Annotated in this window: 25 protein-coding genes; 24 read left to right on the forward strand and 1 reads right to left on the reverse strand. The window is 64.8% G+C overall.

The genetic code is table 11. From position 1 onward, the window contains the following. Window positions 1-143: 143 nt before the first annotated feature. The 23 genes from ffh (at window position 144) to ACFOJE_RS01210 (ending at window position 22496) form a co-directional block, all read left to right on the forward strand. Window positions 144-1520: a signal recognition particle protein gene (ffh, locus tag ACFOJE_RS01100; RefSeq protein WP_377812378.1), complete on the forward strand. Its 1377-nt coding sequence runs from the start codon at window positions 144-146 to the stop codon at window positions 1518-1520. A gap of 185 nt (window positions 1521-1705) precedes the next feature. Continuing rightward, window positions 1706-1957 (forward strand): 30S ribosomal protein S16, encoded by a 252-nt coding sequence (rpsP, locus tag ACFOJE_RS01105; protein WP_377812379.1) that lies wholly within the window; start codon window positions 1706-1708, stop codon window positions 1955-1957. A gap of 5 nt (window positions 1958-1962) precedes the next feature. Continuing rightward, window positions 1963-2499 (forward strand): ribosome maturation factor RimM, encoded by a 537-nt coding sequence (gene rimM, locus ACFOJE_RS01110; protein WP_377812380.1) that lies wholly within the window; start codon window positions 1963-1965, stop codon window positions 2497-2499. A gap of 2 nt (window positions 2500-2501) precedes the next feature. Next, the gene (gene trmD, locus ACFOJE_RS01115; RefSeq protein WP_377812381.1) at window positions 2502-3245 is read left to right on the forward strand and encodes a tRNA (guanosine(37)-N1)-methyltransferase TrmD; all 744 of its coding nucleotides are present in this window, start codon (window positions 2502-2504) and stop codon (window positions 3243-3245) included. 42 nt (window positions 3246-3287) lie between these two features. Continuing rightward, the gene (gene rplS, locus ACFOJE_RS01120; protein WP_377812382.1) at window positions 3288-3638 is read left to right on the forward strand and encodes a 50S ribosomal protein L19; all 351 of its coding nucleotides are present in this window, start codon (window positions 3288-3290) and stop codon (window positions 3636-3638) included. Between the two features lie 379 nt (window positions 3639-4017). After that, a complete protein-coding gene (gene xerD / locus ACFOJE_RS01125; RefSeq protein ID WP_377812383.1) occupies window positions 4018-4905 on the forward strand; it encodes a site-specific tyrosine recombinase XerD in 888 nt (295 codons plus the stop codon). Window positions 4906-4988: 83 nt separating this feature from the next. Continuing rightward, a complete protein-coding gene (locus ACFOJE_RS01130) occupies window positions 4989-5726 on the forward strand; it encodes a DsbC family protein (protein WP_377812384.1) in 738 nt (245 codons plus the stop codon). Window positions 5727-5814: 88 nt separating this feature from the next. Further along, window positions 5815-6306, forward strand: coding sequence for a GFA family protein (locus ACFOJE_RS01135; protein ID WP_377812385.1), 492 nt, complete (start codon window positions 5815-5817; stop codon window positions 6304-6306). Window positions 6307-6431: 125 nt separating this feature from the next. Further along, window positions 6432-7736 (forward strand): homoserine dehydrogenase, encoded by a 1305-nt coding sequence (locus ACFOJE_RS01140; RefSeq protein ID WP_377812386.1) that lies wholly within the window; start codon window positions 6432-6434, stop codon window positions 7734-7736. A gap of 50 nt (window positions 7737-7786) precedes the next feature. Continuing rightward, entirely contained in the window at window positions 7787-9196 is a 1410-nt protein-coding gene (gene thrC, locus ACFOJE_RS01145) for a threonine synthase (RefSeq protein ID WP_377812387.1), read from the forward strand. A gap of 129 nt (window positions 9197-9325) precedes the next feature. Then, window positions 9326-9610 carry a DUF3509 domain-containing protein gene (locus ACFOJE_RS01150; RefSeq protein ID WP_377812388.1) on the forward strand — a complete coding sequence of 95 codons (285 nt, stop codon included), beginning with the start codon at window positions 9326-9328 and terminating at the stop codon, window positions 9608-9610. A 275-nt stretch (window positions 9611-9885) separates the two neighbouring features. Next, window positions 9886-11031: a GGDEF domain-containing protein gene (locus ACFOJE_RS01155; protein WP_377812389.1), complete on the forward strand. Its 1146-nt coding sequence runs from the start codon at window positions 9886-9888 to the stop codon at window positions 11029-11031. A 55-nt stretch (window positions 11032-11086) separates the two neighbouring features. Further along, window positions 11087-11626, forward strand: coding sequence for a YaeQ family protein (locus ACFOJE_RS01160; RefSeq protein WP_377812390.1), 540 nt, complete (start codon window positions 11087-11089; stop codon window positions 11624-11626). Window positions 11627-11675: 49 nt separating this feature from the next. Beyond that, window positions 11676-13391, forward strand: a complete 1716-nt coding sequence (gene recJ, locus ACFOJE_RS01165) for a single-stranded-DNA-specific exonuclease RecJ (protein ID WP_377812391.1) — start codon at window positions 11676-11678, stop codon at window positions 13389-13391. Window positions 13392-13467: 76 nt separating this feature from the next. After that, window positions 13468-14574, forward strand: a complete 1107-nt coding sequence (locus ACFOJE_RS01170) for an NADH:flavin oxidoreductase/NADH oxidase (protein WP_377812392.1) — start codon at window positions 13468-13470, stop codon at window positions 14572-14574. 135 nt (window positions 14575-14709) lie between these two features. Beyond that, window positions 14710-15805, forward strand: a protein-coding gene (gene prfB, locus ACFOJE_RS01175; protein ID WP_377812393.1) for a peptide chain release factor 2 whose coding sequence is annotated in 2 segments (ribosomal slippage) — window positions 14710-14781 and window positions 14783-15805 — 1095 coding nt in all. Because the reading frame shifts where the segments join, the coding sequence is not laid out codon by codon here. Window positions 15806-15900: 95 nt separating this feature from the next. Next, window positions 15901-17403, forward strand: a complete 1503-nt coding sequence (gene lysS, locus ACFOJE_RS01180) for a lysine--tRNA ligase (protein ID WP_377812394.1) — start codon at window positions 15901-15903, stop codon at window positions 17401-17403. A gap of 293 nt (window positions 17404-17696) precedes the next feature. Continuing rightward, complete coding sequence (locus ACFOJE_RS01185; RefSeq protein WP_377812637.1) at window positions 17697-18398, forward strand: TetR/AcrR family transcriptional regulator; 702 nt, start codon at window positions 17697-17699, stop codon at window positions 18396-18398. Window positions 18399-18662: 264 nt separating this feature from the next. After that, window positions 18663-19958 carry a flavohemoglobin expression-modulating QEGLA motif protein gene (locus tag ACFOJE_RS01190; RefSeq protein ID WP_377812395.1) on the forward strand — a complete coding sequence of 432 codons (1296 nt, stop codon included), beginning with the start codon at window positions 18663-18665 and terminating at the stop codon, window positions 19956-19958. A gap of 60 nt (window positions 19959-20018) precedes the next feature. Further along, window positions 20019-20765, forward strand: coding sequence for a TIGR00266 family protein (locus tag ACFOJE_RS01195; protein ID WP_377812396.1), 747 nt, complete (start codon window positions 20019-20021; stop codon window positions 20763-20765). After that, window positions 20765-21661 (forward strand): alpha/beta hydrolase, encoded by an 897-nt coding sequence (locus tag ACFOJE_RS01200; RefSeq protein ID WP_377812397.1) that lies wholly within the window; start codon window positions 20765-20767, stop codon window positions 21659-21661. The genes ACFOJE_RS01195 and ACFOJE_RS01200 overlap by 1 nt, the downstream gene beginning before the upstream one ends. Then, the gene (locus ACFOJE_RS01205; protein WP_377812398.1) at window positions 21658-21981 is read left to right on the forward strand and encodes a hypothetical protein; all 324 of its coding nucleotides are present in this window, start codon (window positions 21658-21660) and stop codon (window positions 21979-21981) included. The genes ACFOJE_RS01200 and ACFOJE_RS01205 overlap by 4 nt, the downstream gene beginning before the upstream one ends. Next, entirely contained in the window at window positions 21978-22496 is a 519-nt protein-coding gene (locus tag ACFOJE_RS01210) for an O-acetyl-ADP-ribose deacetylase (protein WP_377812399.1), read from the forward strand. The genes ACFOJE_RS01205 and ACFOJE_RS01210 overlap by 4 nt, the downstream gene beginning before the upstream one ends. On the opposite strand, the gene ACFOJE_RS01215 is transcribed toward ACFOJE_RS01210, so the two are convergent. Then, window positions 22490-22834: a pilin assembly protein gene (locus ACFOJE_RS01215; RefSeq protein ID WP_377812400.1), complete on the reverse strand. Its 345-nt coding sequence runs from the start codon at window positions 22832-22834 to the stop codon at window positions 22490-22492. The genes ACFOJE_RS01210 and ACFOJE_RS01215 overlap by 7 nt on opposite strands. A 213-nt stretch (window positions 22835-23047) precedes the next feature. Here ACFOJE_RS01215 and ppc point away from each other — a divergent pair, with 213 nt between their 5' ends. Beyond that, the gene (gene ppc, locus ACFOJE_RS01220) at window positions 23048-25684 is read left to right on the forward strand and encodes a phosphoenolpyruvate carboxylase (protein WP_377812401.1); all 2637 of its coding nucleotides are present in this window, start codon (window positions 23048-23050) and stop codon (window positions 25682-25684) included. Window positions 25685-25912: the final 228 nt, after the last annotated feature.

The following is a 25912-nucleotide window of genomic DNA, read 5'->3' on the forward strand; positions in this document are numbered from 1 at the left end:
AGGCAAGCCCGAAAGAAACGCAGTGTGGCATACAACCGGAGCTCAAGAAAGACTGCCGGCTGTGTCGGGATGGGCTATTCGTTTATAATCCGCGACCGCAGTCAGCTCACCCCTTGGTTCCGCAGAGCCTGAAAGGAACGCGCATGTTCGAAAACCTTACCGACCGTCTCTCCCATACCCTTCGCCTCGTCACCGGTAAAGCGAAGCTGACCGAGGAAAACATCAAGGATACCCTCCGCGAAGTGCGTATGGCCTTGCTCGAGGCCGACGTTGCCTTGCCCGTGGTCAAGGAGTTCGTAAACAGGGTCAAGGAACGTGCCGTCGGTACCGAGGTATCGAAAAGCCTGACACCGGGGCAGGCCTTCGTGAAGATCGTCCGTGCCGAGCTGGAAGAGCTGATGGGGGCTGCCAACGAGGATCTGGCGCTGAACGTGGCCCCGCCAGCCGTGGTGCTAATGGCTGGTCTGCAGGGGGCGGGCAAGACCACTACCGTGGGCAAGCTGGCCCGCTTCCTGAAAGAGCGCAAGAAGAAATCGGTGTTGGTGGTTTCCGCCGACGTCTATCGACCGGCTGCCATCAAACAGCTGGAGACCCTCGCAGGCGAGGTGGGTGTCACCTTCTTCCCTTCCGATACGAGTCAGAAGCCGGTGGACATCGCCCAGGCTGCGATCCGTGAGGCGAAAGTTAAGTTCATTGATGTAGTGCTGGTGGATACCGCTGGCCGCCTGCACATCGATGCGGACATGATGGAGGAGATCAAGCTTCTCCATGCGGCGATCAAGCCGGCCGAGACCTTGTTCGTGGTCGATGCCATGACCGGCCAGGATGCAGCCAATACCGCCAAGGCTTTCGGTGATGCGCTTCCGCTGACCGGCGTGGTACTGACCAAGGTCGACGGCGACGCCCGCGGCGGGGCGGCCTTGTCGGTACGCCATATCACTGGCAAGCCGATCAAGTTCATCGGTATGGGCGAGAAAAGCGAGGCGCTCGAGCCTTTCCATCCGGAGCGCATCGCCTCCCGTATCCTTGGCATGGGGGATGTGCTCAGCCTGATCGAGCAGGCCGAGCAGAACCTTGATCGTGAGAAGGCGGAGAAGCTCACCAAGAAACTGAAGAAAGGCAAGGGCTTCGATCTGGAAGACTTTCGTGATCAGCTGCAGCAAATGAAGAATATGGGTGGGCTTGGCAGTCTGATGGACAAGCTGCCCATGCTCGGCGGCGTGAATCTCGGTCAGATGGGTAATGCTCAGACCGTGGCCGAGAAGCAGTTCAAGCAGATGGAGGCGATCATCAATTCGATGACGCCGAACGAGCGCCGCGATCCAGAAATGATCAGTGGCTCGCGCAAGCGCCGTATCGCGCTCGGCTCAGGCACTCAGGTGCAGGATGTCGGTCGGCTGATCAAGCAGCACAAGCAAATGCAGAAGATGATGAAGAAGTTCACCAGCAAGGGCGGCATGACCAAGTTGATGCGCGGCTTGGGCGGCATGCTGCCGGGTGGCGGGGTTCCGAAACTCTAGGGGTATGCGTGCCCTTGGGGGATGGGTCTTTGGTGTTGTGTTGGCCGTGCAATGCTGCGTAAGGCTCTTTCCCATAAAAGCCATTTGCAAATCTGTTGATATTCTTTAAAATATGCGGCCTTTCGGGCCTTGAGCCCAAGTATGCAATCTAGTTTTGCAGCACCGACTACAGGAACGATGTTCACATGGTAACCATCCGTCTTGCCCGCGGCGGCTCCAAAAAGCGCCCCTTCTATCATCTGACCGTGACCAACAGCCGCAATGCGCGCGACGGTCGCTTCGTCGAGCGTATCGGCTTCTTCAACCCGATCGCTTCGGGCGCTGAAGTGAAGCTGTCCGTGAATCAAGAGCGCGCTGCCTACTGGCTGAGCCAGGGTGCGCAGCCGTCTGAGCGTGTTGCTCAGCTGTTAAAGGAAGCAGGCAAGACTGCTGCCTGATCGATATGAGCGCGACGCCTGCTTCCGCCGAGGATCTGATCGTCCTTGGCAAAATCACATCGGTGCATGGCGTTCGCGGCGAGGTGAAGATTTATTCCTTCACCGACCCCATCGACAACCTGCTGAATTATCGCCACTGGACGCTCAGGCGTGGCGGCGAAGTGCGGCAGGTCGAGCTGGTCCAAGGACGTCTGCAAGGCAGGCTCCTGGTCGCCAAGCTAAAGGGGCTTGATGATCGTGAAAAGGCTCGTGCCTTTGCCGATTTCGAGATTTGCGTGCCCCGAAGCTTATTGCCCCAGTTGGCTGATGGCGAGTACTACTGGCACCAACTCGAGGGGTTGAAAGTGGCCAACCAGGACGGGCACTTGCTCGGCCAGGTCGACCATCTGCTTGAAACCGGCGCCAACGATGTGATGGTGGTGAAGCCCTGCGCGGGTAGTCTGGATGATCGGGAGCGGCTGCTGCCCTATACGGAGCAGTGCGTGCTTTCGGTCGATCTGGATGCCGGCGAAATGCGGGTGGATTGGGATGCGGATTTCTGACCATGCAGGTCGAGGTCATCAGCATCTTTCCGGAGATGTTCGCCGCCATTACTGAATATGGTATCACCAGCCGTGCAGTGAAGCAGGGCTTGCTCAAGCTGAACTGCTGGAATCCTCGGAGCTTCACCGAGGACCGCCACCAGACGGTGGATGATCGTCCTTTCGGCGGAGGTCCGGGGATGGTGATGAAGATCCAGCCTCTGGAGCGTGCGCTGGACGCTGCCAAGCAGGCAGCCGGAGCGCATGCAAAGGTGATCTATCTGTCGCCGCAAGGCCGTCAGCTGAAACAGCAGGCGGTTCGCGAACTGGCGCAGCAAGAGGCCTTGATCCTCATCGCGGGTCGCTATGAGGGTATAGACGAACGTGTCATCGAAGCGTACGTCGACGAGGAATGGTCGATCGGCGACTACGTACTGTCCGGTGGCGAACTGCCGGCCATGGTGCTGATCGATGCTGTGACACGGCTGCTGCCCGGAGCGTTAGGGCATGCAGGCTCTGCCGAGGAGGACTCGTTCACTGACGGCCTACTCGACTGTCCGCATTACACCCGCCCTGAGGTGTATGAGGGCAAAGGTGTTCCCGAGGTGCTGCTCAGCGGCAACCACGAACACATCCGGCGCTGGCGCTTGCAGCAGTCCCTTGGACGGACCTGGGAACGTCGCACCGATCTTCTGGATAGCCGCTCGCTTTCTGGAGAAGAGCAAATGCTGTTGGCGGAATACATTCGCCAGCGGAACGATAGTTAACGTATCGATGGCAAACCTGAGGTTTGTCTTAGGAGCACTCAGATGACCAACAAGATCATTCAGCAGCTCGAAGCTGAGCAGATGAACAAAGAGATTCCGGCGTTCGCCCCGGGCGACACCGTGATCGTTCAAGTGAAGGTGAAGGAGGGCGACCGTCAGCGCCTGCAGGCCTTCGAAGGTGTGGTCATCGCTAAGCGCAACCGCGGCCTGAACAGCGCCTTCACCGTGCGCAAGATCTCCAATGGCGTTGGCGTGGAGCGTACTTTCCAGACCTACAGCCCGCTGGTCGACAGCGTTACCCTGAAGCGTCGCGGTGACGTTCGCAAGGCCAAGCTGTACTACCTGCGCGATCTGTCCGGCAAAGCTGCTCGCATCAAGGAAAAACTGGCCTGATTCATACGCCAGTATCGGGAAGATCGAAAAAGCAGCCATCCGGCTGCTTTTTCTTTGCCTGTCTGATAGCGGGCAGCGCCGATAACCAGCTTGCTGGCTCGGCTGTGCATCAAAACGATAGTCTGCGCAGAGCGGTGGCGGGGCCCCGTCCATCTGGGAAAACGTGATATTCCCAAGGAGCAAGGACTTCGGTGTCGTAGAGTCTTGTGGCGCGGCTTTCTGCCTTGTTGTCACGGGCTAGGAAAATCGAGCGGTTCCGGTCCTGCCGATTTTTCCTTGCTAAAAAACGAGAGGCGGTCCGAGGCTTCTGTGCCAATGTCCAAGCCGCTGCTCGACCGGCATTGCCTGAACGCTCCGAGGACGCCTGAGCCTGACCTTCATGGATCATCCGCAGATTGATCGCTTTCTCGATACCCTTTGGCTGGAGAAGGGGCTGTCGGCACACACACAAGCTGCGTATCGCAGTGATCTAGCATTATTCAACGGCTGGCTGCAGGAGCGCGGTCTGGATCTCGTCGATGTGGGGCGCGAGCTGATCCTTGATCATCTGGCCTGGCGCCTGGATGCCGGCTACAAGTCGCGCTCGACGGCGCGCTTTCTGTCCGGTCTGCGTGGCTTCTACCGTTACTTGCTGCGTGAGGGCGTGATAGCGGTCGATCCCACCCTTCAGATCGCGATGCCGCAGCTGGGGCGTGCCCTCCCAAAATCCCTCTCCGAGGCCGATGTCGAATCATTGCTGACGGCGCCCGATCCCGACGACCCGATCGGTCTGCGTGACCGGACCATGCTAGAAGTGCTCTATGCCTGCGGCCTGCGCGTCAGCGAGCTGGTCGGCCTGACTCTCGAGCAGGTGAATCTGCGGCAGGGCGTGGTGAGGGTATTCGGCAAGGGTAGCAAGGAGCGCCTGGTGCCCCTGGGTGAGGAGGCGATCAGCTGGGTGGAGCGCTACGTGCGGGAAGCCCGGCCGCTGCTGCTCGGAGGGCGACCGAGCGATGTCCTGTTTCCCAGCTTGCGGGGCGAGCAGATGACCCGTCAGACCTTCTGGCATCGCATCAAGCATCACGCCCGTGTGGCCGGCATAGGCAAGACCCTGTCGCCCCACACCTTGCGCCATGCCTTCGCGACCCATCTGCTCAACCATGGCGCCGACCTGCGCGTGGTGCAGATGCTGCTCGGGCACAGCGATCTGTCGACCACCCAGATCTACACTCATATCGCCAGGGCACGCCTGCAGGAGCTGCATGCGCGGCATCATCCGCGCGGTTGATCTCGGACCGGGACTCTGCTCGCCGTCCCGATATCCTGCCTGTGATAGGCTCTGTCGATTCGCATCCTCGTTTCGGAGTATTCATGCGCGTTTCCTCCCTTTTCGCTGTCGCAGCCCTCGGCCTTGCGGGCTCCCTGGCTTTCGCCGCCGAGCCCGAGCAGGTCATTCGCAAGACGCTGCAGGACATGCAGCCGAATCTGCCCATCGAGTCCATCGCCGCGAGTCCGATGGCCGGGCTCTATCAGGTTCAGCTGAAGGGCGGCCGTCTGCTCTACGCGAGCGCCGACGGCCAGTTCGTGATGCAGGGCAACCTGTACCAGATCAAGGACGGCAAGCCGAGCAACCTGACCGAGCTGGCGGAAACCCGGGCGGTGGCCAAGACCATCGATGCCATCCCGGCCAGCGAGCTGGTGGTGTTCTCACCTCGGCAGCCGAAGACCCACGTCACCGTATTCACCGATACCGACTGCCCGTATTGCCAGAAGCTGCACCGCGAAGTCGCGGAGCTGAACCGGCTCGGCATCGAAGTGCGCTATGCCGCCTTCCCGCGCCAGGGCATCGGCTCTCCCGGCTATAAGGAGCTGGTCAACGTCTGGTGCGCCAAGGATCGCCGTGAGGCCATGAACGAGGCCAAGTCCGGGGACAAGCTGCCGGAGGCCCAGTGCGAGAACCCAGTGGCCAAGCAGTTCGCGCTTGGGCAGATGATCGGCGTCCAGGGCACCCCGGCCATCATTCTGGCCAATGGTCAGATGATCCCGGGCTACCAGCCGGCCTCTCAGCTGGCCGAAGCGGCGCTGAAGGCGCAGGCTGCCGTCGACTGACGGCCTTGCCGGCGGAGCGGACTCCGTCTAATGCAGTAACAGGTCGGCGAGCCGCCATTGCGGCTCGGGCTCTTTGCGAGGAGATCCCATGCGCCTCGAAGGCTCCTGTCACTGCAGCGCTGTGCGTTTCTCCTTGGAGTCCGTGCAGCCCTATCCGTTCATGCGCTGCTATTGCTCTATCTGCCGTAAGACGGCAGGGGGCGGTGGCTATGCGATCAACCTGGGCGGCGATTACAGGACCCTGACCGTCGAAGGACGCGAACATCTGTCGGTCTATCGTGCCCGCATTGCCGACGAAGCCACCGGCAGGATCGAGCTGAGCTCCGGTCATCGATATTTCTGCAAGCACTGCGGCAGCGCGCTCTGGCTCTGGGACCCGAACTGGCCGGAGCTGGTCCACCCGCACGCTTCGGCCATCGACAGCGAGCTGCCGGTGCCGCCCGAGCACACCCATCTGATGCTGGCCTACAAGCCGGCCTGGGTCGAAGTGCAGCGACAGGCGGGTGACCGTTTCTTCGACGGGTACCCGGACGAGTCCCTGGCCGAGTGGCACGAGAGACTGGGCTTGACCGCCGATTGAGACGGTCGGGCCGACGCCGGTCGCTGCGCCAATTGACTAAAGTCTGATCGCTTCGTAATGTGCGGCTCTTTTCTGCGGTCGGGGTGCGCCCGGCCGTTTTCTGCTGTGAGATGGGGAGTTTCAGCGTGAAACCGGTCAAAGTAGGCCTTTGTGGACTGGGTACCGTCGGTGGCGGCACCTTCAATGTGCTCAAACGCAACGCCGAGGAGATCGCCCGCCGTGCCGGGCGCGGGATCGAAGTCGCCCAGATCGCCATGCGTAGTGCCAACCCGAAATGCGATATCTCCGGTACCCCCATCACCGAAGATGTCTTCGCGGTTGTGGACAACCCGGAGATCGATGTCGTCGTCGAGCTGATCGGCGGCTACACCCTGGCCCGAGATCTGGTGCTCCAGGCCATCGAAAACGGCAAGCACGTGGTCACCGCCAACAAGGCGCTGATCGCCGTGCACGGCAACGAGATCTTCGCCAAGGCCCGCGAGAAGGGCGTGATCGTCGCCTTCGAGGCAGCCGTGGCCGGCGGCATCCCGGTGATCAAGGCAATTCGCGAGGGGCTGGCCGGCAACCGCATCAACTGGCTGGCCGGCATCATCAACGGCACCGGTAACTTCATCCTCAGCGAGATGCGCGAGAAGGGCCGGGCCTTCGACGACGTGCTCAAGGAAGCCCAGGCGCTGGGCTATGCCGAAGCGGACCCGACCTTCGACGTCGAGGGCATCGACGCGGCGCACAAATTGACCATCCTTGCTTCCATCGCCTTCGGCATCCCGCTTCAGTTCGACAAGGCCTACACCGAAGGCATCACCCGGCTGACCAGCGCCGACGTCGGCTACGCCGAGGCCCTGGGCTACCGCATCAAGCACCTGGGCGTGGCCCGTCGCACGGAGGAGGGCTTCGAGCTGCGCGTGCACCCGACCCTGATTCCGGCCGACCGACTGATCGCCAACGTCAACGGCGTGATGAACGCGGTGATGGTCAACGGCGACGCCGTGGGCTCGACACTGTTCTGCGGCGCAGGCGCCGGCATGGAGCCGACCGCTTCGGCGGTGGTGGCCGACCTGGTGGACGTGGTGCGCGCCATGACCTCCGATCCGGAGAACCGTGTGCCGCACCTAGCCTTCCAGCCGGATGCCCTGTCCGACCACCCGATCCTGCCGATCGGCGCCTGCGAGAGTGCCTACTATCTGCGTATCCAGGCCAAGGACCATCCGGGCGTGCTGGCCCAGGTGGCGAGCATTCTCTCCGCGCGCGGCATCAACATCGAGTCGATCATGCAGAAGGAAGCCGAGGAGCAGGACGGCCTGGTGCCGATGATCCTGGTCACGCACCGGGTTCGCGAGGAGCGCATCGACGACGCCATCGCCGCCCTGGAGGCCCTCGAAGGCGTGGCCGGCAAGGTCGTGCGCATCCGCGTCGAACAACTGAATTGAACCGATGGCGGGTCCCGGCGACCCGCCGCCCACAGCGAAGGTTTGAATAAATGCGCTATATCAGCACCCGCGGCCAGGCTCCGGCCCTGAATTTCGAAGACGTCCTGCTCGCCGGCCTGGCCAGCGACGGCGGTCTTTACGTGCCGGAAAACCTGCCGCGCTTCACCGTGGAGGAAATCGCCTCCTGGGCTGGCCTGCCGTATCACGAACTGGCCTTCCGGGTGATGCGCCCGTTCGTCGCCGGCAGCATCCCGGACGCGGACTTCAAGCAGATCCTCGAAGAGACCTATGGCGTGTTCGCCCACAGCGCCGTGGCCCCGCTGCGTCAACTGAGCGGCAACGAGTGGGTGCTCGAGCTGTTCCATGGCCCGACCCTGGCCTTCAAAGACTTCGCCCTGCAACTGCTCGGCCGCCTGCTCGACTACGTGCTGAGCAAGCGCGGCGAGCGCGTGGTGATCATGGGCGCCACCTCCGGCGACACCGGCTCCGCGGCCATCGAAGGCTGCCGCCGCTGCGAGAACGTGGACATCTTCATCCTGCACCCGCACAACCGCGTCTCAGAGGTGCAGCGCCGGCAGATGACCACCATCCTCGGCGACAACATCCACAACATCGCCATCGAAGGCAACTTCGACGACTGCCAGGAGATGGTCAAGGCCAGCTTCGCCGACCAGGGCTTCCTCAAGGGCACGCGGCTGGTGGCGGTCAACTCGATCAACTGGGCGCGGATCATGGCCCAGATCGTCTACTACTTCCATGCGGCCCTCCAACTCGGTGCGCCGCACCGTTCGGTGGCCTTCTCGGTGCCGACCGGCAATTTCGGCGACATTTTCGCCGGGTATCTCGCGCGCAACATGGGGCTGCCGGTCAACCAGCTGATCGTCGCCACCAACCGCAACGACATCCTGCACCGCTTCATGAGCGGCAACCAGTACGACAAGGACACCCTGCACCCGACCCTGTCTCCGTCCATGGACATCATGGTCTCCTCCAACTTCGAACGTCTGCTGTTCGATCTGCACGGACGCAACGGCCAACTGGTGGCGCAGCTGCTGGACGGCTTCAAGACCACCGGCAAGCTGTCCGTCGAGGACGACCGCTGGACCGAGGCACGCAAGCTGTTCGACTCCTTGGCGGTCGACGACGAGCAGACCTGCCGGACCATCGCCGAAGTCCGCGAGGAGTGCGGCGAGCTGCTCGATCCGCACACCGCCATCGGCGTGCGGGCCGCCCGCGAATGTCGGCGCAGCCTAGCCATCCCCATGGTCATCCTGGGTACCGCGCATCCGGTCAAGTTCCCCGATGCGGTGGAGAAGGCCGGCATCGGCCTGGCCCCGGCACTGCCGCCGCATCTAGCCGACCTGTTCCAGCGGCCCGAGCGCTGCACAGTGCTGGCCAACCAGCTGAAGGCCGTGCAGGAGTTCGTCAGCCAGCATGGCAATCGCGGCAAGCCGCTCTGAGCCCCAAGAAACCCGCCTTCCGGCGGGTTTCGTTTTTCCGGACGGGCAACAGCGCGCCTGAAACTTTCCCCGTTCCGCCGGGGTCACTTATCGGCCATGGGCAGAATTCCAATAACTCGAGGTATTGACATGGATAGCACGAGCGAACTGCTGATCGAGGCGCTGGCGCCTTACAAGGTAAGCATGGGAACGGCTCGCCCGGATGGAAGCCGGCTGCTGACGTTATGCGACGCAAAGGGAGACGTGATGCTCGAACGCCTGGTCTACCGGGCCGAGCTGGTGGACAGACGCCTGCTCATCGATGTGGTCGACGGACTCCATCGCGACGTGCGCATTCTGGAAGGACGTCTCGATCCCAGAGTGATCGCTGCCCTGGAGCACGGACAATGCACCAAGCAGTGCGCATCGTTCTGATGGCGATGCGAGACAGGAAAGCCCCGCGGAGATGCGGGGCTTTTCGTTTCTGCCAGTGCCGGCCTCCCCATCTCGCCTGTATCCTCGGCTTCGGCAAGCCGCCACCGGCTCCAGCGGCCGGACCGCTCCGGGGGCACTGGCAAATAGCAATATGGCACAGGTAGAGTGGGGCAATCCGGAACCATCGAGCCAATGATTGGCGGCCGGCCAGAACAGCCTCCTGTGCCGTCCGGCGCCCCGGCTGGCTGCCGGTGCTTGCCTTGCGTGCATCGCCTATGACTCTGCATCTGCCCACGCTTCTGTTGCTGGACATCTATGTGCTGACCCTGCTCGGCGGTTTGATGCTGCATGCCTGGTGGCGAAGCGCCAATGAACCGACCCTCGGTTATATGGCCGGCATGCTCCTGCTGGCGGCGCTGGGGGCTCTGGTGATCAGCCTGCGCGGAATCGGCGTGGACGGCCTGTCCATGGTGTTCGGCAACCTCCTGATGCGCCTGGCGACCGGAATGGGCTGGGCGGCGATGCGGGTGTTCGTCGGTCGGCGGCCCTGGTGGCCGGGCGTCACTGGCGGTGCTCTGCTATGGGGGCTGCTGTGCCTGTGGCCATACTTCCACGAGTCGTTGACTTTGCGGGTGATCGTGGGAACCCTGATCTCCGTTGTTTACACCGCGCTGGCCATCTGGGAACTGTGGATCGCGCGCCGGCAGGTGGGAGCTAGCGTGGCGCCTGCCATCGGGATGCTGTCGTTCCATGCGCTGTTCTGCATCGGCCTAGTGTTGCTGTACCGCGGCCAGACCATCGAGCCGACCTGGACCAGCGAGAGTGGCGGCTTCCTGATCTGGCGTCTCCTGGAAAACTTTCTGATCTCCATCGGTATCGCCTTCGTCACCCTGGCCATGGTTCGCGAGCGTGCCGAGCAGCGTTATCGCGTCGTGTCCGAGCGCGATCCGCTCACTGACATCGGCAATCGCCGGGCCTTCACCGAAACCGCCGTGGCCCGGCTTGCCCGCTGTGCCACCGAGGGGCGGCCGGCAGCCTTGCTGCTCTGCGACCTGGACCATTTCAAGCGGATCAACGACGGTCACGGCCATGCCACGGGCGACACCGTGCTCATCGCCTTCGGCCAAGTGCTGGCGTTGGGTATTCGCCAGCATGATGTCTGCGGGCGAATCGGTGGCGAGGAGTTCGCCTGCCTGTTGCCGGGCGCCGATCCGGCGGTGGCCGTGCAGGTAGCCGAGCGCATCCGGCAGAAGTGTGGCGAGCTGCATTTCGAGGAGCGGGTGCGGATCAGCGTCAGCATCGGCGTGGCCTCGGCGGAGCGAGTCGGCTACGACCTGTCGCGTCTGCTGGCGTCGGCCGACCGGGCGCTGTACCAAGCCAAGGCCAACGGCCGCGATCGGGTCGAATTGTTCGGCGGCTGACCGGCGGCCTCCGCGGGGTTACACTTGCCGCCCCTCGGATCGGATGATGCCCGCCATGGCTCTGCAAGCCACCCCCTACAAAGTCGAACTCAACCTCACCGACCTGGATCGCGGGGTCTACGAGAACCTGCGCTTCACCGTCGCCCGCCATCCCTCGGAGACCGAGGAGCGTCTGGCGGTGCGCCTGATCGCCTATGCGCTCTGGTACCACGAGCAACTGGCCTTCGGCCGCGGCCTGTCCGACGTGGACGAGCCAGCGCTGTGGGAGAAGAGCCTCGATGGGCGGGTGCTGCACTGGATCGAGGTCGGGCAGCCGGATGCCGAGCGCCTGACCTGGTGTTCGCGCCGCGCCGAGCGCGTCAGCCTGCTGGCCTACGGCAGTCTCAGAGTCTGGCAGGGCAGGGTAGTGGACGCGGTGAAGGGGCTGAAGAACCTCTCCATCGCTGCCGTCGGGAGCGAGGCGCTGGCCGAGCTGGCCCGTGACCTGCCGCGCAGCATCCAGTGGGCCATGATGATCAGTGACGGCACCCTGTTCGTCACCGACGAGCGCGGCCAGCACGAGATTCCGCTGGAATGGCTGCTCGGCGAGCGCTGATCGCCGGAGTACGCACTTTCGCAACAGCCTCTTTGAGTACCGATCAGCCATGCGCATCGAGCCCCGTCCACTTCCCGAAACCCTGCCCGACCTGGGCGACCTCCCGCCGCTGCTGACCCGGCTATACGCCGCCCGCGGCGTGCAGTCGGCCGCCGAGCTGGACAAGGGGCTAGCACGGCTGATGCCCTACTCGCAGCTCAAGGGTATCGAGGCGGCGGTGGATCTGCTGGTCGAGGCGCTGGAGAAGCGCCAGCGCATCCTTTTCGTCGGCGATTTCGATGCCGACGGCGCCACCGCCAGCACGGTCGGCGTGCTCGGCCTGCGGCTGCTCGGCGCTGCCCAGGTGGATTACCTGGTGCCGAACCGTTTCGAGTACGGCTACGGTCTAACCCCGGAGATCGTCGCCGTGGCCCTGGAGCGTCGGCCCGATCTGCTGGTGACGGTGGACAACGGCATCTCCAGCATCGACGGCGTGGCCGCGGCCAAGGCCGCCGGGCTCAAGGTGCTGGTCACCGATCACCACCTGCCGGGCCGGGAGCTGCCGGCGGCGGACGCCATCGTCAATCCCAACCAGCCGGGCTGCGACTTCCCGAGCAAGGCCCTGGCCGGGGTCGGGGTGATCTTCTACGTGCTGCTGGCGCTGCGCGCCCGGCTGCGCCAGCGGGACTGGTTCGCGCGGCGCGGCATCGCCGAGCCGAACCTGGCCGAACTGCTTGATCTGGTCGCCCTCGGCAGCGTCGCCGACGTGGTGCCGCTGGACGCCAACAACCGCATCCTGGTTCACCAGGGCCTAGCGCGCATCCGCGCCGGCCGGGCCCGGCCCGGATTGCGCGCGCTGCTGGAAGTGGCCGGGCGCGATCATCGGCGGATCACCTCCACCGATCTCGGCTTCATCCTCGGCCCGCGCCTGAACGCGGCCGGACGGCTGGACGACATGTCCCTCGGCATCGAATGCCTGCTCTGCGAGGACGAGCCCCTGGCCCGCGACATGGCCGTGCAACTGGACGCCCTCAATCAGGACCGCAAGGCCATCGAGCAGGGCATGCAGCGCGAAGCCCTGGCCCAGCTCAGGGACCTGCCGACGGAGCAGCTGCCGTTCGGTCTCTGCCTGTTCGAGCCGGATTGGCACCAGGGGGTGATCGGCATTCTCGCCTCGCGCCTCAAGGAGCGTTACCACCGTCCGACCATCGCCTTCGCCGATGCCGGCGATGGTCTGCTGAAGGGCTCGGCGCGCTCCATTCCCGGATTCCACATCCGCGACGCGCTGGATGCCGTGGCTGCGCGCCATCCGGGGCTGATCAGCAAGTTCGGCGGGCACGCCATGGCCGCCGGCCTGTCGCTGCCGCAGGCCAACTTCGGCGCCTTCAGCGCAGCCTTCGATGCCGAGGTGCGCCGCCAGCTCGCCGAGGAGGATCTGGCTGGGCGTCTGCTCTCCGACGGCCAGCTGGGAGCCGAGGAGTTCCACCTGGAGCTGGCCCGAGCCCTGCGCCAGGCCGGGCCCTGGGGCCAGCATTTCCCCGAGCCGCTGTTCCACGGCGTGTTCGAGATCGTCCAGCAGCGCCTGGTCGGCGAGCGCCACCTGAAGATGGTGCTGCGCACCGAATGCGGCAGCCGGCAGCTGGACGCCATCGCCTTCAACGTCGACCGCGAGCAGTGGCCGAACCCGACCGTACGCTGGGCCGAGCTGGCCTACAAGCTGGACGTCAACGAATTCCGCGGGCAGGAGAGCGTGCAGCTGCTGGTGACGCATCTCGCGGCGCGCTAGCGGAGCGGGCGCGGCCGGACGAAAGCGTCTTTAATGGAGTATGTTCATAGGCTCCCCAGACGTGACGAGAACCGCCATGACCCGACTTTTCCAGCCCTACACCCTGCGCCAGCTGACCCTGCCCAACCGCATCGCCGTATCGCCCATGTGCCAGTATTCGGCGAAGGACGGTCTGGCCAACGACTGGCATCTGGTGCACCTGGGCAGCCGGGCGGTGGGGGGTGCCGGTCTGGTGCTGATCGAGGCTACCGCAGTCGCCCCCGAGGGGCGGATCTCGCCGCTGGATCTGGGGCTCTGGTGCGACGAGCAGATCGAGCCGCTGCTGCGCATCACCCGCTTCATCGACGCCCAGGGCTCGGTGCCCGGCATCCAGCTGGCCCATGCCGGACGCAAGGCGAGCACCTGGCAGCCCTGGCTGGGCAAGTCGGGCAGCCTGTCCATCGCCGAGGGCGGCTGGATTCCGCTCGGCCCTTCGGCGATCCCCTTCAGCCCCCGCCATACGGTGCCGACCGAGCTCGACGAGGCGGGAATCGCCCATGTCGTCCAGTGCTTCGTGCAGGCTGCCGAGCGCGCCCTGGCCGCCGGCTTCAAGGTGGCCGAGGTGCACGCCGCTCACGGCTATCTGTTGCACCAGTTCCTCTCGCCGCTCTCCAACCAGCGCCGTGACCAGTACGGCGGTAGCTTCGACAACCGTATCCGGCTGCTGCTGGAGGTCACCCGGGCGGTGCGGGAGGTCTGGCCGGAGCAGTTGCCGCTGTTCGTCCGCCTGTCGGCCACCGACTGGGTGGAGGACGGTTGGAATCCGGACGAGACGGTGGAGCTGGCGCGCCGCTTGAAGTCGCTGGGCGTCGATCTCGTCGACGTATCCTCCGGCGGTACCTCACCCAACGCGGAAATCCCCGTCGGTCCTGGCTACCAGACCCGCTTCGCCGAGCGGGTGCGCCAGGAGGCGGGCGTCGCCACCGGCACCGTGGGCATGATCACCGAGGCGGCCCAGGCTGAGCACATCCTGCGCACCGGCCAGGCCGACCTGATCCTGCTCGCCCGCGAGCTGTTGCGCGACCCCTACTGGCCGCTGCATGCCGCCGACTTCCTCGAAGACAGATCGGTGCCCTGGCCGGCCCAGTATCTCCGGGCGACCCATCCCGGCACGCCGGCGCGACAGGTGCCCGACTCGGACTGAGGCTGCCGGCGTCTCGCGCGCTCGCACCCGGTTCGCTTCAAAGACGAACGAAGTCGACCTACGGGATGAGCTTGCGAGGCGAGTCGGGTATACTCGCGGGCTTTTCCCAAGTTTTAGCCGTGAGTGCCGTCTGCCATGGAAATCAATCCGATCCTGAACAGCATCAAGGACCTTTCCGAACGCACCCAGACCATTCGGGGGTATCTTTGACTACGATCACAAGCGTGATCGCCTGACCGAAGTCGAGCGCGAGCTCGAAGACCCGAACGTCTGGAACAACCCGGAATACGCCCAGAACCTGGGTCGCGAGCGCGCCCAGCTGGCGCAGATCGTCGAGACTCTGGACGAGCTGGACGGCGGTCTGGCCGATTCCGGCGATCTGCTGGAAATGGCGGCCGAAGAGAACGACGAAGCCGCGGTGAACGACGTCGCCGTCGAGGTCGAGCGTCTACGCGGCATCCTCGAGAAGCTGGAGTTCCGCCGCATGTTCAGCGGCGAGATGGACGCCAACAACGCCTACCTGGACATCCAGGCCGGCTCCGGCGGCACCGAGGCCCAGGACTGGGCCAACATGCTGCTGCGCATGTACCTGCGTTGGGCCGACAAGCACGGTTTCGATACCGAGATCGTCGAACTCTCCGAGGGCGAGGTGGCCGGCATCAAGAGCGCCACCGTGCACGTGCGCGGCGAGTACGCCTTCGGCTGGCTGCGTACCGAGATCGGCGTGCACCGCCTGGTGCGCAAGAGCCCGTTCGACTCCGGCAACCGCCGCCACACCTCGTTCTCCGCGGTGTTCGCCTCACCGGAAATCGACGACAACATCGAGATCGAGATCAACCCGGCCGATCTGCGCATCGACACCTACCGCTCCTCGGGCGCCGGTGGCCAGCACGTGAACACCACCGACTCGGCGGTGCGGATCACTCACCTGCCGACCAATACCGTGGTGAGCTGCCAGAACGAGCGTTCCCAGCACTCGAACAAGGACCGTGCCATGAAGATGCTGCGGGCCAAGCTGTACGAACTGGAAGTGCAGAAGCGCAACGCCGCCTCCCAGGCCCTGGAAGACAGCAAGTCGGACATCGGCTGGGGTCACCAGATCCGCTCGTACGTGCTCGACCAGTCGCGCATCAAGGACCTGCGTACCGGTATCGAGAACAGCAACTGCGATGCGGTGCTGGACGGCGATTTGGACGAGTTCATCGAGGCCAGCCTCAAGCAGGGCCTGTAACCGAGCATTTTTCGAAGGTTGGGCCGCGTCGGCCGTGACGCGACCCAACGGCTGGGCCGGAGTCTGGCCCGTCACATTTGGAACCAACGACGACCATGAGTGAACAACCGCTGAACGAGCATGCCCTTCACGAGGAAGAAAACCGCCTGATCGCCCTGCGCAAGGAAAAGCTTGCCGCCGAGCGCGCCAAGGGCAACGCCTTCCCCAACGACTTCCGCCGCGACAGCCTGGCCGGCGAACTGCAGAAGCAGTATGCGGACAAGAGCAAGGAAGAGCTGGAGGCAGCGGCCATTCCGGTCAAAATCGCCGGTCGCATCGTGCTCAACCGCGGTGCCTTCATGGTCCTCCAGGACATGAGCGGACGCATCCAGGTCTACGTGGACCGCAAGAGCCTGCCGGCCGAAACCCTGGAAGCCATCAAGCACTGGGACCTGGGCGACATCATCGCCGCCGAGGGCACCCTGGCCCGCTCCGGCAAGGGCGACCTCTATGTGCACATGAGCAACGTGCGTCTGCTGACCAAATCGCTGCGCCCGTTGCCGGACAAATTCCACGGCCTGACCGATACCGAACAGCGCTACCGCCAGCGCTACGTCGATCTGATCGTCAACGAGGAAACCCGCCAGTCGTTCCGTGTGCGTTCGCAGATCATCGCCCACATTCGCAAGTTCCTCGCCGAGCGCGGCTTCCTCGAGGTCGAGACGCCGATGCTGCAGACCATCCCCGGCGGCGCCGCGGCCAAGCCCTTCGAAACCCACCACAACGCGCTGGACATGCCGATGTTCCTGCGCATCGCGCCCGAGCTGTACCTCAAACGTCTGGTGGTCGGCGGCTTCGAGAAGGTCTTCGAGATCAACCGCAACTTCCGCAACGAAGGCGTCTCGACCCGGCACAACCCCGAGTTCACCATGCTCGAGTTCTACCAGGCCTATGCCGACTACGAGGACAACATGGACCTCACCGAGCAGCTGTTCCGCGAGCTGGCGCAGCTGGTGCTGGGGACCACCGACGTGCCCTACCAGGGCAAGGTGTTCCACTTCGGCGAGCCGTTCGCCCGGCTGTCGGTGTTCGACTCCATCCTCAAGTACAACCCGGACATCTCCGCCGAGGACCTGCAGGACCTCGACAGGGCCCGTGCCATCGCCAAGAAGGCCGGCGCCGACGTTAAGGGCTTCGAAGGCCTGGGCAAGCTGCAGACGCTGATCTTCGAGGAACTGGTCGAGCACAGGCTGGAGCAGCCGACCTTCATCACCCGCTACCCCTTCGAAGTTTCGCCGCTGGCGCGCCGTAGCGACGACGATCCGAGCGTCACCGACCGTTTCGAGCTGTTCATCGGCGGCCGCGAGATCGCCAATGCCTACTCCGAGCTGAACGACGCCGAAGACCAGGCCGAGCGCTTCCACCAGCAGGTCAAGGACAAGGACGCCGGCGACGACGAAGCCATGCACTTCGACGCCGACTTCGTGCGCGCCCTGGAGTACGGCATGCCGCCGACCGCGGGCGAGGGTATCGGTATCGACCGTCTGGTCATGCTGCTGACCGACGCCCCGTCGATTCGCGACGTCATCCTGTTCCCGCACATGCGCCCGGAACTCTGACGAGCAACGCTCCGTCCGAAAATGCCCGCCCCGTGCGGGCATTTTTTATGGGCGAATGGTTCTTCGAGGCCCTGCATCTTGGCCGGAAGAAGACTCTCTGATGGCATTTGGATAGCGTTCGCGCCAGTTGGTCCCGCAGGTAGAACGGCCTTCCGCATTCTTTTCTCTTGCAATATGCTTGAAGTTCCACCCATGGGAAATTGCCGTTCAATGGATTGCTTCCCAAGGAGAAAGTCCTAACAATGGAACCAGGTCTTAGTTGGAAAAGGATGCCCGTCTTGACCCATTTCAGCATGATGCAGGAGAGCGCTGCCCGGGTGGCCAGCGCTGTTGCCGACAGTGTCCAGTACCATGGCCGCAAGGCCAGCCGTCGCGGTAGCGAGCAACGCCGTCAGGCGATTCTCGATGCGGCCATGCGCATCATCGTCCGCGATGGCGTGCGTGCCGTACGCCACCGGGCGGTGGCTGCCGAGGCACAGGTACCCCTATCCGCCACCACCTACTACTTCAAAGACATCGACGATCTGCTGACGGATACCTTCGCCCAGTTCGTCGAGCGCAGTGCTGCCTATAAGGCAGGCTTCTGGGATCGCACCCAGGGCTTGCTGCTCGAACAGGTCGGCAAGCTGGACGGTAGCGTCGAGTCACGCCGCCAACTGGCCGAGGAAATCGCCCGACTGGCGGTGGAATACGTCCACGATCAGCTGCAGAACCGACGCAGCGAAATGGTCGCCGAGAGCGCCTTCCAGCAGGAGGCGCTGCTCAACCCACGGCTGCACGAGATGGCGCGGGCTCACCGCAAGATCCTGCAGCAGGGGGTGATCCATTTCTTCCACGTCCTCGGCTCGCAGCATCCGGAGCAGGATGCGCGGGTACTGACCGGCATCATCGGGCGCATGGAGTACCAGGGCCTGCTGGAAGGGCCTGAGCATCTGGATCGCGAGGAGATGATGTCCATCCTCAGGCGCTATATGCATCTGGTGCTGGGGCTCTGACGATGCCCGGACGGGAAGGGACGGGCATAGCGTCTCGCCTGTCGCCGGATCGGTTTCGCTGACGAAGTCGTTGCCGCGCATGCGGGCAGGCATCGACCTGCCAGCGACGCGCGGCGAGGTTTGCCCGGGGTGCTGGTCGAAACGTCGCCACGGTGGCCGTTCGCATCGCAAGCTGTACTGGACAAAGCCCTCGCTTATCTGGACGATCCTGCCAACGTTTTATCGAGGTGGCGCGTTCGGGGCGCGTCGTCCAGTGAGAGTTCGATGAGCAGTAGACGCAAGAACGACGATTACCTGCAGATCATCCGCAGCCTGTCCGATCGCCTGGTAGAGGCGCAGACGCCGATCCGGGTTCTGGATGCGGTCAAGTGGGACGACAGCATCCGCGATGGCTTCTTCGCCGGAGGCTTCCGCAAGCTTCCGGCGGTCGACCGGGCCTATTACGAGAGCCGGCCGCTGTCCTTCGACTCGGTGGCGAAGAAGCAGGAATTCCAGGTCATCGAGCGGGACATCACCCGCCAGCTCGGCCAGTTCAATCCGGTCGGCCAGATCATGCGGCGGATGTGCAGGGAGTACCGCATGGTCATCCGCATGCTCGAGGCGCGTGGCACGGCGGACTTCGGCCTGATTTCTGAGGAGCTCTATGGCGCCGCCTCGGATGCCTTCCATGCCGGCGACCCGACCCTGGCGGACCTCGGCCTGATGCTGTCCGACTACCTGAACAACATCGCCGACCGCGGCGACCTGAAGGACGAGCCGAAGAACCTCGCCGCCAGCGATGCCGTGAGCATGCTGCAGGACCGCCTGAATCGGGTGTTCGGCGAGGAGGAGAGCGTGATCCGGGTGTTCGAGTCCGACGGCATCGTCGCCGACGCCGCTGCGGGCGCCGACTACATCAAGATCCGCCGCGACGCCATGTTCAACGCCCGAGATGTGCGGGCGCTCGAGGTACACGAGGGGCTGGTGCACGTCGGCACCACCCTGAACGGTCTCAATCAGCCGATCTGCACCTTCCTGGCCAAGGGCCCGCCGTCCTCCACAGTGACCCAGGAGGGCCTGGCCATTCTGATGGAGGTGATCGCCTTCGCATCCTATCCGACCCGGCTGCGCAAGCTGACCAACCGTACCCGTGCCATCCACATGGCCGAGCAGGGTGCCCATTTCCTGGAGATCTTCGACTTCTTCCGCGATCAGGGCTACAGCGCCGAGGACAGCTACGGCAACACCAGCCGGGTGTTCCGCGGCTCGACGCCGGAAGGCATGCCGTTCACCAAGGATCTGTCCTACCTCAAGGGCTTCATCCTGATCTACAACTACATCCAGCTGGCAGTCCGCAAGGGCAAGCTGGAGCAGATCCCGCTGCTGTTCTGCGGCAAGACCACCCTGGAGGACATGCGCATCCTGCGCCAACTGGTGGACCAGGGCGTGGTGGTGCCGCCGAAGTATCTGCCGGAGCAGTTCCGCGACCTCAACGCCCTGTCCGCCTGGATGTGCTTCTCCAACTTCCTCAACCACCTGAGCCTGGACCGCATCGAAGCGGACTACGCGAACATTCTTTGATTCGGCGAGGTCGTGCGGGCCCGGCCTGGTCGCCTGGCCTGCAGCCAGAAAGGAAATCCCATGTCCAGTCATCAGCTCGACTACGAAATTCTCGGCGCATCGGCGCAAACGGTGGAGATCATCCTCGATCCCGGCGAGACGGTGATCGCCGAGGCCGGGGCGATGAATTACATGACCGAAGGCATCCGCTTCGAGACCCGCATGGGCGACGGCTCCGAGGGTGGCGTGCTGGGCAAGCTGTGGGGCATGGGCAAGCGCATGCTCACCGGCGAGTCGCTGTTCTTGACCCACTTCTCCAACCACGGCAAGGGGCAGGCCCGGGTCGCCTTCGCCGCACCCTATCCTGGCACCGTGGTACCGGTGGATCTGAGCCGGGTCGGCGGGCGGCTGGTCTGCCAGAAGGACAGCTTCCTCTGCGCCGCCCACGGCACGCAGATCGGCATCAGCTTCAGCAAGCGCATCGGCGCCGGCTTCTTCGGCGGCGAAGGATTCATCCTCCAGAAGCTGTCCGGCGACAGCCTGGTCTTCCTGCACGCCGGTGGCACGGTGATCCGCAAGGAGCTCAAGGACGAGACCCTGCGCCTGGACACCGGCTGCCTGGTCGGCTTCACCGACGGCATCGATTACGACATCGCTCTGGCCGGCGGCCTGAAGAGCATGCTGTTCGGCGGCGAGGGCATTCTCCTGGCGACCCTCAAGGGCACCGGCAGCGTATGGATCCAGAGTCTGCCGTTCTCGCGCCTGGCCGAGCGGGTCTACGAGGCGACTTGGCAGGCCCGCGAAGACCAGCTCGGCGGCGGCAAGTGATGGTCGTGCGATCGCTGCTGCGGCTGGCTCTGCTGGCTGCGGCGCTGCTCGCGAACGGCTGCAGTTCGCTGCTCTTCTATCCGGTCTCCGGCCTGCCCCTGACGCCCGCCAAGGCCGGGCTGGAGTTCCGCGATCTCTACCTGGAGGCCGCCGATGGTACGCGCCTGCATGCCTGGTGGCTGCCGGCCAAGGCAGGGCAGGAGGTGAAGGGCACGGTGCTGTACCTGCACGGCAACGGCGGCAACCTGGCCTGGCACCTGGGCGGCAGTTGGTGGCTGCCTGAGCAGGGCTGGCAGGTGCTGATGCTGGATTACCGCGGCTACGGTCTGTCCGAGGGCTCGCCCAGTCTGCCGGCGGTCTATCAGGACGTGCAGGCGGCTTTCGCCTGGCTCACGCAGGCGCCCGAGGTGCAGGGCAAGCCGCTTGTACTGCTCGGGCAGAGCCTGGGCGGTGCGCTGGCCGTGCATTACCTGGCGGCGCACGAAGAGGACCGGGCACGGCTCAGTGCCCTGGTGCTCGACGGCGTGCCTGCCAGCTACCGGGAGGTGGCGCGCTATACGCTCGGCAACGCCTGGTTGACCTGGCCGTTGCAGGTGCCGCTGTCTTGGCTGGTGCCGGATGGGGACAGCGCCGTCCGGGCCATGCCGAAGCTGGACGGCCTGCCCGTGCTGATCTACCACAGCATCGACGATACCCTAGTGCCCCTTTCCAATGGCGTACGCTTGTATCAAGCTGCGCTCCCGCCGCGCATCTTCCAGCCGACCCGCGGCGGCCACGTGCAGACTTTCTCCGAGCCCATCTGGCGGCAGGTGATGCTGCGCTTCCTCGCCGACCCGCAGCGTTTGAGCGGTCTGAAGCGGCTGGTCGAATTACCCGTTGAAGAGAGTTCCCCATGAGCGTGAGCAATCCCATCCCCCTGATCCTCACCGCCGTCGGCAGCGTCATCGGCACGGTGGCGGTCCTCGGCTACTACGGTTATCTGCACATGGCCAGGCCGGAAGATGCCTTGCTGTTGGCGGATTTCACCATGCTCAAGACCATCCCGGGCGAGGACTACCGGGTGAGCCTAAAACCGGCACGGCAGGTGGCTCAGTGCGTGGATGGCGTGGTGGTGCTGTTCGACACCGAGCAGAAGGGACTCACCGGCGTGCTGGTCAACGACCAGAAGCAAGCCGTGCGTTGCATGGGGCAGGAGCCCCCTCAGGTCGAGCGATGAAGATCGAGGTCTGGCAGGGCGACCTGACCACCCTGGCGGTGGATGCTGTGGTCAATGCCGCCAATTCCAGCCTGCTCGGCGGCGGTGGGGTGGATGGCGCCATCCACCGCGCGGCGGGGCCGGAGCTGCAGGCCCACTGTCGTGGCCTCGGTGGCTGCCCGACCGGCGAGGCGCGGCTTACGCCGGGCTTTCGTCTGCCGGCGCGATACGTGATCCACGCGGTGGGGCCGGTCTGGCAGGGAGGGGGTAAGAGCGAGGCGGAGCTGCTCGCCGCCTGCTATCGGTACGCCCTGGCTCTGGCCGAGTCGCACAAGCTCTCCAGCATCGCCTTCCCGGCGATCAGCTGCGGCATCTACGGCTATCCCGCGGAACAGGCCGCGGCCATCGCGGTGGCCGAGCTGCAGAAGCCCCGACCGGGGGACAGCTCTCTGCGCCGGGCCCTGCTGGTGGCGTTCTCCGCCGACATGGCGGAACTCTACCGGCGCCTGCTCGAGGCACGCGCCGAGCCTCAGTGACTGGCGCCTTCGCTTTGTGCGGTCAATTTCTGCAGATAGCGGCGGGACAGGGCGAGAAAGCGCGGCGTCGGGCCGATATCCTCGTATAGCGGATCGCCCTGCTCGTCGGTGGCGACGATCTGGCTGCCCGGCACATAGGGCATGCTGGCCTCCACTTCCTCCAGCGCCGCACTGATCAGTTCGCCGAGCAGCTCCTCGGTGTTGCGCTTGGGATACATCTCCGTCAGGGCAGCTAGCCGCGCCGCTGCTTCCACGTCCAGGTGGATCTGGTAGCGGTTGCTCGTCAGACGGCCCCTGGCGTTGCGCTCCCAGTGATGGATGAGTTCGCGAATCTTCATGAAGCCTCTCCTGCATTCGAGGTTGATCGAACGCAATATCCGCAAGCCTGTGCTGAATATATCCAAGAGCCTGCTAGATTCAGCCTAGCTCAGGTTCGCTATAAGCGCAGCGCTGCCATCAGCGAAATGCCGGCATGCTGGCTCCCTTGCCTCTGAGCCGTGATTTTCCGTTTCGTTCAATGGACCGCCGCACTTTCGCTCCTGGAGGGCACCATGCTGGAGATCGACGCTCGTCTGCGCGAGGACGTCCACCTGCTGGGGGAACTGCTCGGGGAATGCATTCGCAACCAGCACGGAGAAACCTTCTTCGACAAGATCGAACGCATCCGTCTGGGCGCCAAGACGGCCCGGCGCGGCTCGGCAGAAGGGGCGGAGCAGCTGACTGGCACGCTGGACAGCCTGCGGGAGGAGGAGCTGCTGCCGGTCGCCCGGGCCTTCAACCAGTTCCTCAACCTGGCCAACATCGCCGAGCAGTACCACGAGGTGCGTCGTCGCGGCACGGAGGAGCCGGTGCCCTTCGCGGACCGTGCCCTGCCCGAGCTGCTCGGCCGCCTGCTGGCCGGCGGGCATTCGGCGGACGCGCTGGCCCGGCAGCTCGGTCGGTTGGATATCGAGCTGGTGCTCACCGCCCATCCCACCGAGGTGACTCGCCGCACCCTGATCCGCAAGTACGAGGCCATCGCCGCGCAGTTGGGCGCCCTGGACCACCGCGACCTGTCGCCGGACGAGAACGCCGAGATCCGCGCGCGCTTGCAGCGCCTGATCGCCGAGGCTTGGTACACGGACGAGATCCGGCGCGCCAAGCCGACCCCAGTGGACGAGGCCAAGTGGGGCTTCTCGGTGTTCGAGCATTCGCTGTGGCAGGCCGTTCCGGCCTTCCTGCGCAGCGTCGACCGGGCGCTGCAGCAGGCCACCGGACTTCGTCTGCCGCTGCAGGCGGCGCCGATCCGCTTCGCTTCCTGGATGGGCGGCGACCGCGACGGCAATCCCAACGTCACCGCACAGGTGACCCGCGAGGTGCTGCTGCTGGCGCGCTGGATGGCGGCCGATCTCTACCTGCGGGACATCGACCAGCTGGCCGCCGAGTTGTCCATGCAGGAGGCGAGCGACGAGCTGCTGGCCCGGGTGAGCGATCGCCGAGAGCCATACCGGGCCCTGCTCAAGCGACTGCGCGAACGCCTGCGTGCCACTCGCGGCTGGGCTGCGGCCCTGCTGCAGGGCGAGCAGCCGCGAGCGGATTCGGTGCTGCAGGACAATCGCGACCTGCGGGAGCCGCTGGAGCTGTGCTATCGCTCTCTGCATGCCTGCGGCATGGGCGTGATCGCCGACGGTCCGTTGCTCGATTGCCTGCGCCGGGCGGCCACCTTCGGGCTGTTTCTCGGCCGCCTGGATATCCGCCAGGATGCCACCCGGCATAGCGAGGCGCTCAGCGAGATCACCGAATACCTGGGGCTCGGCCGCTACGCCGAGTGGGACGAAGAGGCCCGTTGCGCCTTCCTGCAACGGGAACTTGACAGCCGCCGGCCGCTGCTGCCGGCTAGCTTTCCGGCCTCCGCCGAGACCGCCGAGGTCCTCGCCACCTGCCGCGAGGTGGCGGCGGCCCCGGCGGCGTCGCTGGGTTCCTATGTCATCTCCATGGCCAGGGCGGCTTCCGACGTGCTGGTCGTGCAGCTGCTGCTCAAGGAGTGCGGACTCGCCCGGCCGATGCGTGTGGTGCCCTTGTTCGAGACCCTGGCCGACCTGGACAACGCCGGCCAGGCCATCGACCGGCTGCTCGGCCTGCCGGGCTATCGCACGCGGCTGCAGGGCCTGCAGGAAGTGATGATCGGCTATTCGGACTCGGCCAAGGATGCCGGCACCACCGCGGCCGCCTGGGCGCAATACCGGGCCCAGGAGGCCCTGGTGGAAGTGTGTCGCCGCCATGGGGTCGAGCTGCTGCTGTTCCACGGTCGCGGCGGAACCGTCGGTCGCGGCGGCGGACCGGCCCATGCGGCGATCCTCTCGCAGCCGCCGGGCTCGGTGGCCGGACGTTTCCGCACCACCGAACAGGGGGAAATGATCCGTTTCAAGTTCGGTCTGCCGAATGTCGCGGTGCAGAATCTCAACCTCTACCTGGCCGCCGTGCTGGAGGCGACGTTGCTGCCGCCGCCGGCGCCCGAGCCGGCCTGGCGGGCCCTGATGGACCGGCTGGCCGAAGATGGCCTGAGCGCCTATCGCGCCGTGGTTCGCGAGCATCCGCAGTTCGTCGATTACTTTCGCCAGGCCACTCCGGAACAGGAGCTGGGGCGCCTGCCGCTGGGTAGCCGCCCGGCCAAGCGCCGTGCCGGTGGTGTCGAGAGCCTGCGGGCGATTCCCTGGATCTTCGCCTGGACTCAGACCCGCCTGATGCTGCCGGCCTGGCTGGGTTGGGAGACGGCCCTGGACAACGCCCTGCAGCGCGGGGAGGGCGAGCTGCTGGCACAGATGCGCCAGCGCTGGCCGTTCTTCGACAGCCGCATCCACATGCTGGAGATGGTCCTCGCCAAATCCGACGCTGGCATCGCCTGGCTCTACGACGAGCGTCTGGTGGAGCCTGCCCTGCGGACATTGGGTCAGCATATGCGCGGCAGATTGTCGCAGGCGTGCGCTGCTGTCCTGAGCCTGACCGGGCATACACGACTGCTGGGACAGAGTCCGGAAACCCTGGCGGCCTTCAGCGTGCGCAATACCTATCTGGACCCCTTGCACCTGTTGCAGGTCGAACTGCTGGCTCGCTACCGACGCCAGGAAGAACCGGCCGACACCCCGCTGGAGCAGGCGTTGCTGGTCACCGTGGCGGGAATCGCCGCCGGTCTGCGCAATACGGGCTGAGAGGGGCGATCCGCTTGCCGACGGGCTTCGGAGAAGGCCTGCGGCGACCCTGAACCATCGCTGCCTCATTCGCTGGCGACGGGGCGCGCGGTCGTCCTGCGACGGTCCGTGCCTTGTGCGCCATGCTGTCAGCTGTGTATCTTGAAGAGCCTTTTTGGCTGCCGAGTGGCGCCGAACGATTCACTGATTGGCCTTGCAGGCGAATCCAAGTTTTTAATAATCAGTTAA

Source organism: Azotobacter bryophylli, from assembly GCF_042643485.1.
Classification (GTDB): domain Bacteria; phylum Pseudomonadota; class Gammaproteobacteria; order Pseudomonadales; family Pseudomonadaceae; genus Azotobacter; species Azotobacter bryophylli.

Excerpts from the sequence above, each read along its gene's own strand:
- ffh (WP_377812378.1), top strand. The coding sequence starts at position 144 with ATGTTCGAAAACCTTACCGACCGTCTCTCCCATACCCTTCGCCTCGTC.
- rpsP (WP_377812379.1), top strand. The coding sequence starts at position 1,706 with ATGGTAACCATCCGTCTTGCCCGCGGCGGCTCCAAAAAGCGCCCCTTC.
- rimM (WP_377812380.1), top strand. The coding sequence starts at position 1,963 with ATGAGCGCGACGCCTGCTTCCGCCGAGGATCTGATCGTCCTTGGCAAA.
- trmD (WP_377812381.1), top strand. The coding sequence starts at position 2,502 with ATGCAGGTCGAGGTCATCAGCATCTTTCCGGAGATGTTCGCCGCCATT.
- rplS (WP_377812382.1), top strand. The coding sequence starts at position 3,288 with ATGACCAACAAGATCATTCAGCAGCTCGAAGCTGAGCAGATGAACAAA.
- xerD (WP_377812383.1), top strand. The coding sequence starts at position 4,018 with ATGGATCATCCGCAGATTGATCGCTTTCTCGATACCCTTTGGCTGGAG.
- ACFOJE_RS01130 (WP_377812384.1), top strand. The coding sequence starts at position 4,989 with ATGCGCGTTTCCTCCCTTTTCGCTGTCGCAGCCCTCGGCCTTGCGGGC.
- ACFOJE_RS01135 (WP_377812385.1), top strand. The coding sequence starts at position 5,815 with ATGCGCCTCGAAGGCTCCTGTCACTGCAGCGCTGTGCGTTTCTCCTTG.
- thrC (WP_377812387.1), top strand. The coding sequence starts at position 7,787 with ATGCGCTATATCAGCACCCGCGGCCAGGCTCCGGCCCTGAATTTCGAA.
- ACFOJE_RS01150 (WP_377812388.1), top strand. The coding sequence starts at position 9,326 with ATGGATAGCACGAGCGAACTGCTGATCGAGGCGCTGGCGCCTTACAAG.
- ACFOJE_RS01155 (WP_377812389.1), top strand. The coding sequence starts at position 9,886 with ATGACTCTGCATCTGCCCACGCTTCTGTTGCTGGACATCTATGTGCTG.
- ACFOJE_RS01160 (WP_377812390.1), top strand. The coding sequence starts at position 11,087 with ATGGCTCTGCAAGCCACCCCCTACAAAGTCGAACTCAACCTCACCGAC.
- recJ (WP_377812391.1), top strand. The coding sequence starts at position 11,676 with ATGCGCATCGAGCCCCGTCCACTTCCCGAAACCCTGCCCGACCTGGGC.
- ACFOJE_RS01170 (WP_377812392.1), top strand. The coding sequence starts at position 13,468 with ATGACCCGACTTTTCCAGCCCTACACCCTGCGCCAGCTGACCCTGCCC.
- lysS (WP_377812394.1), top strand. The coding sequence starts at position 15,901 with ATGAGTGAACAACCGCTGAACGAGCATGCCCTTCACGAGGAAGAAAAC.
- ACFOJE_RS01185 (WP_377812637.1), top strand. The coding sequence starts at position 17,697 with ATGATGCAGGAGAGCGCTGCCCGGGTGGCCAGCGCTGTTGCCGACAGT.
- ACFOJE_RS01190 (WP_377812395.1), top strand. The coding sequence starts at position 18,663 with ATGAGCAGTAGACGCAAGAACGACGATTACCTGCAGATCATCCGCAGC.
- ACFOJE_RS01195 (WP_377812396.1), top strand. The coding sequence starts at position 20,019 with ATGTCCAGTCATCAGCTCGACTACGAAATTCTCGGCGCATCGGCGCAA.
- ACFOJE_RS01200 (WP_377812397.1), top strand. The coding sequence starts at position 20,765 with ATGGTCGTGCGATCGCTGCTGCGGCTGGCTCTGCTGGCTGCGGCGCTG.
- ACFOJE_RS01205 (WP_377812398.1), top strand. The coding sequence starts at position 21,658 with ATGAGCGTGAGCAATCCCATCCCCCTGATCCTCACCGCCGTCGGCAGC.
- ACFOJE_RS01210 (WP_377812399.1), top strand. The coding sequence starts at position 21,978 with ATGAAGATCGAGGTCTGGCAGGGCGACCTGACCACCCTGGCGGTGGAT.
- ACFOJE_RS01215 (WP_377812400.1), bottom strand. The coding sequence starts at position 22,834 with ATGAAGATTCGCGAACTCATCCATCACTGGGAGCGCAACGCCAGGGGC.
- ppc (WP_377812401.1), top strand. The coding sequence starts at position 23,048 with ATGCTGGAGATCGACGCTCGTCTGCGCGAGGACGTCCACCTGCTGGGG.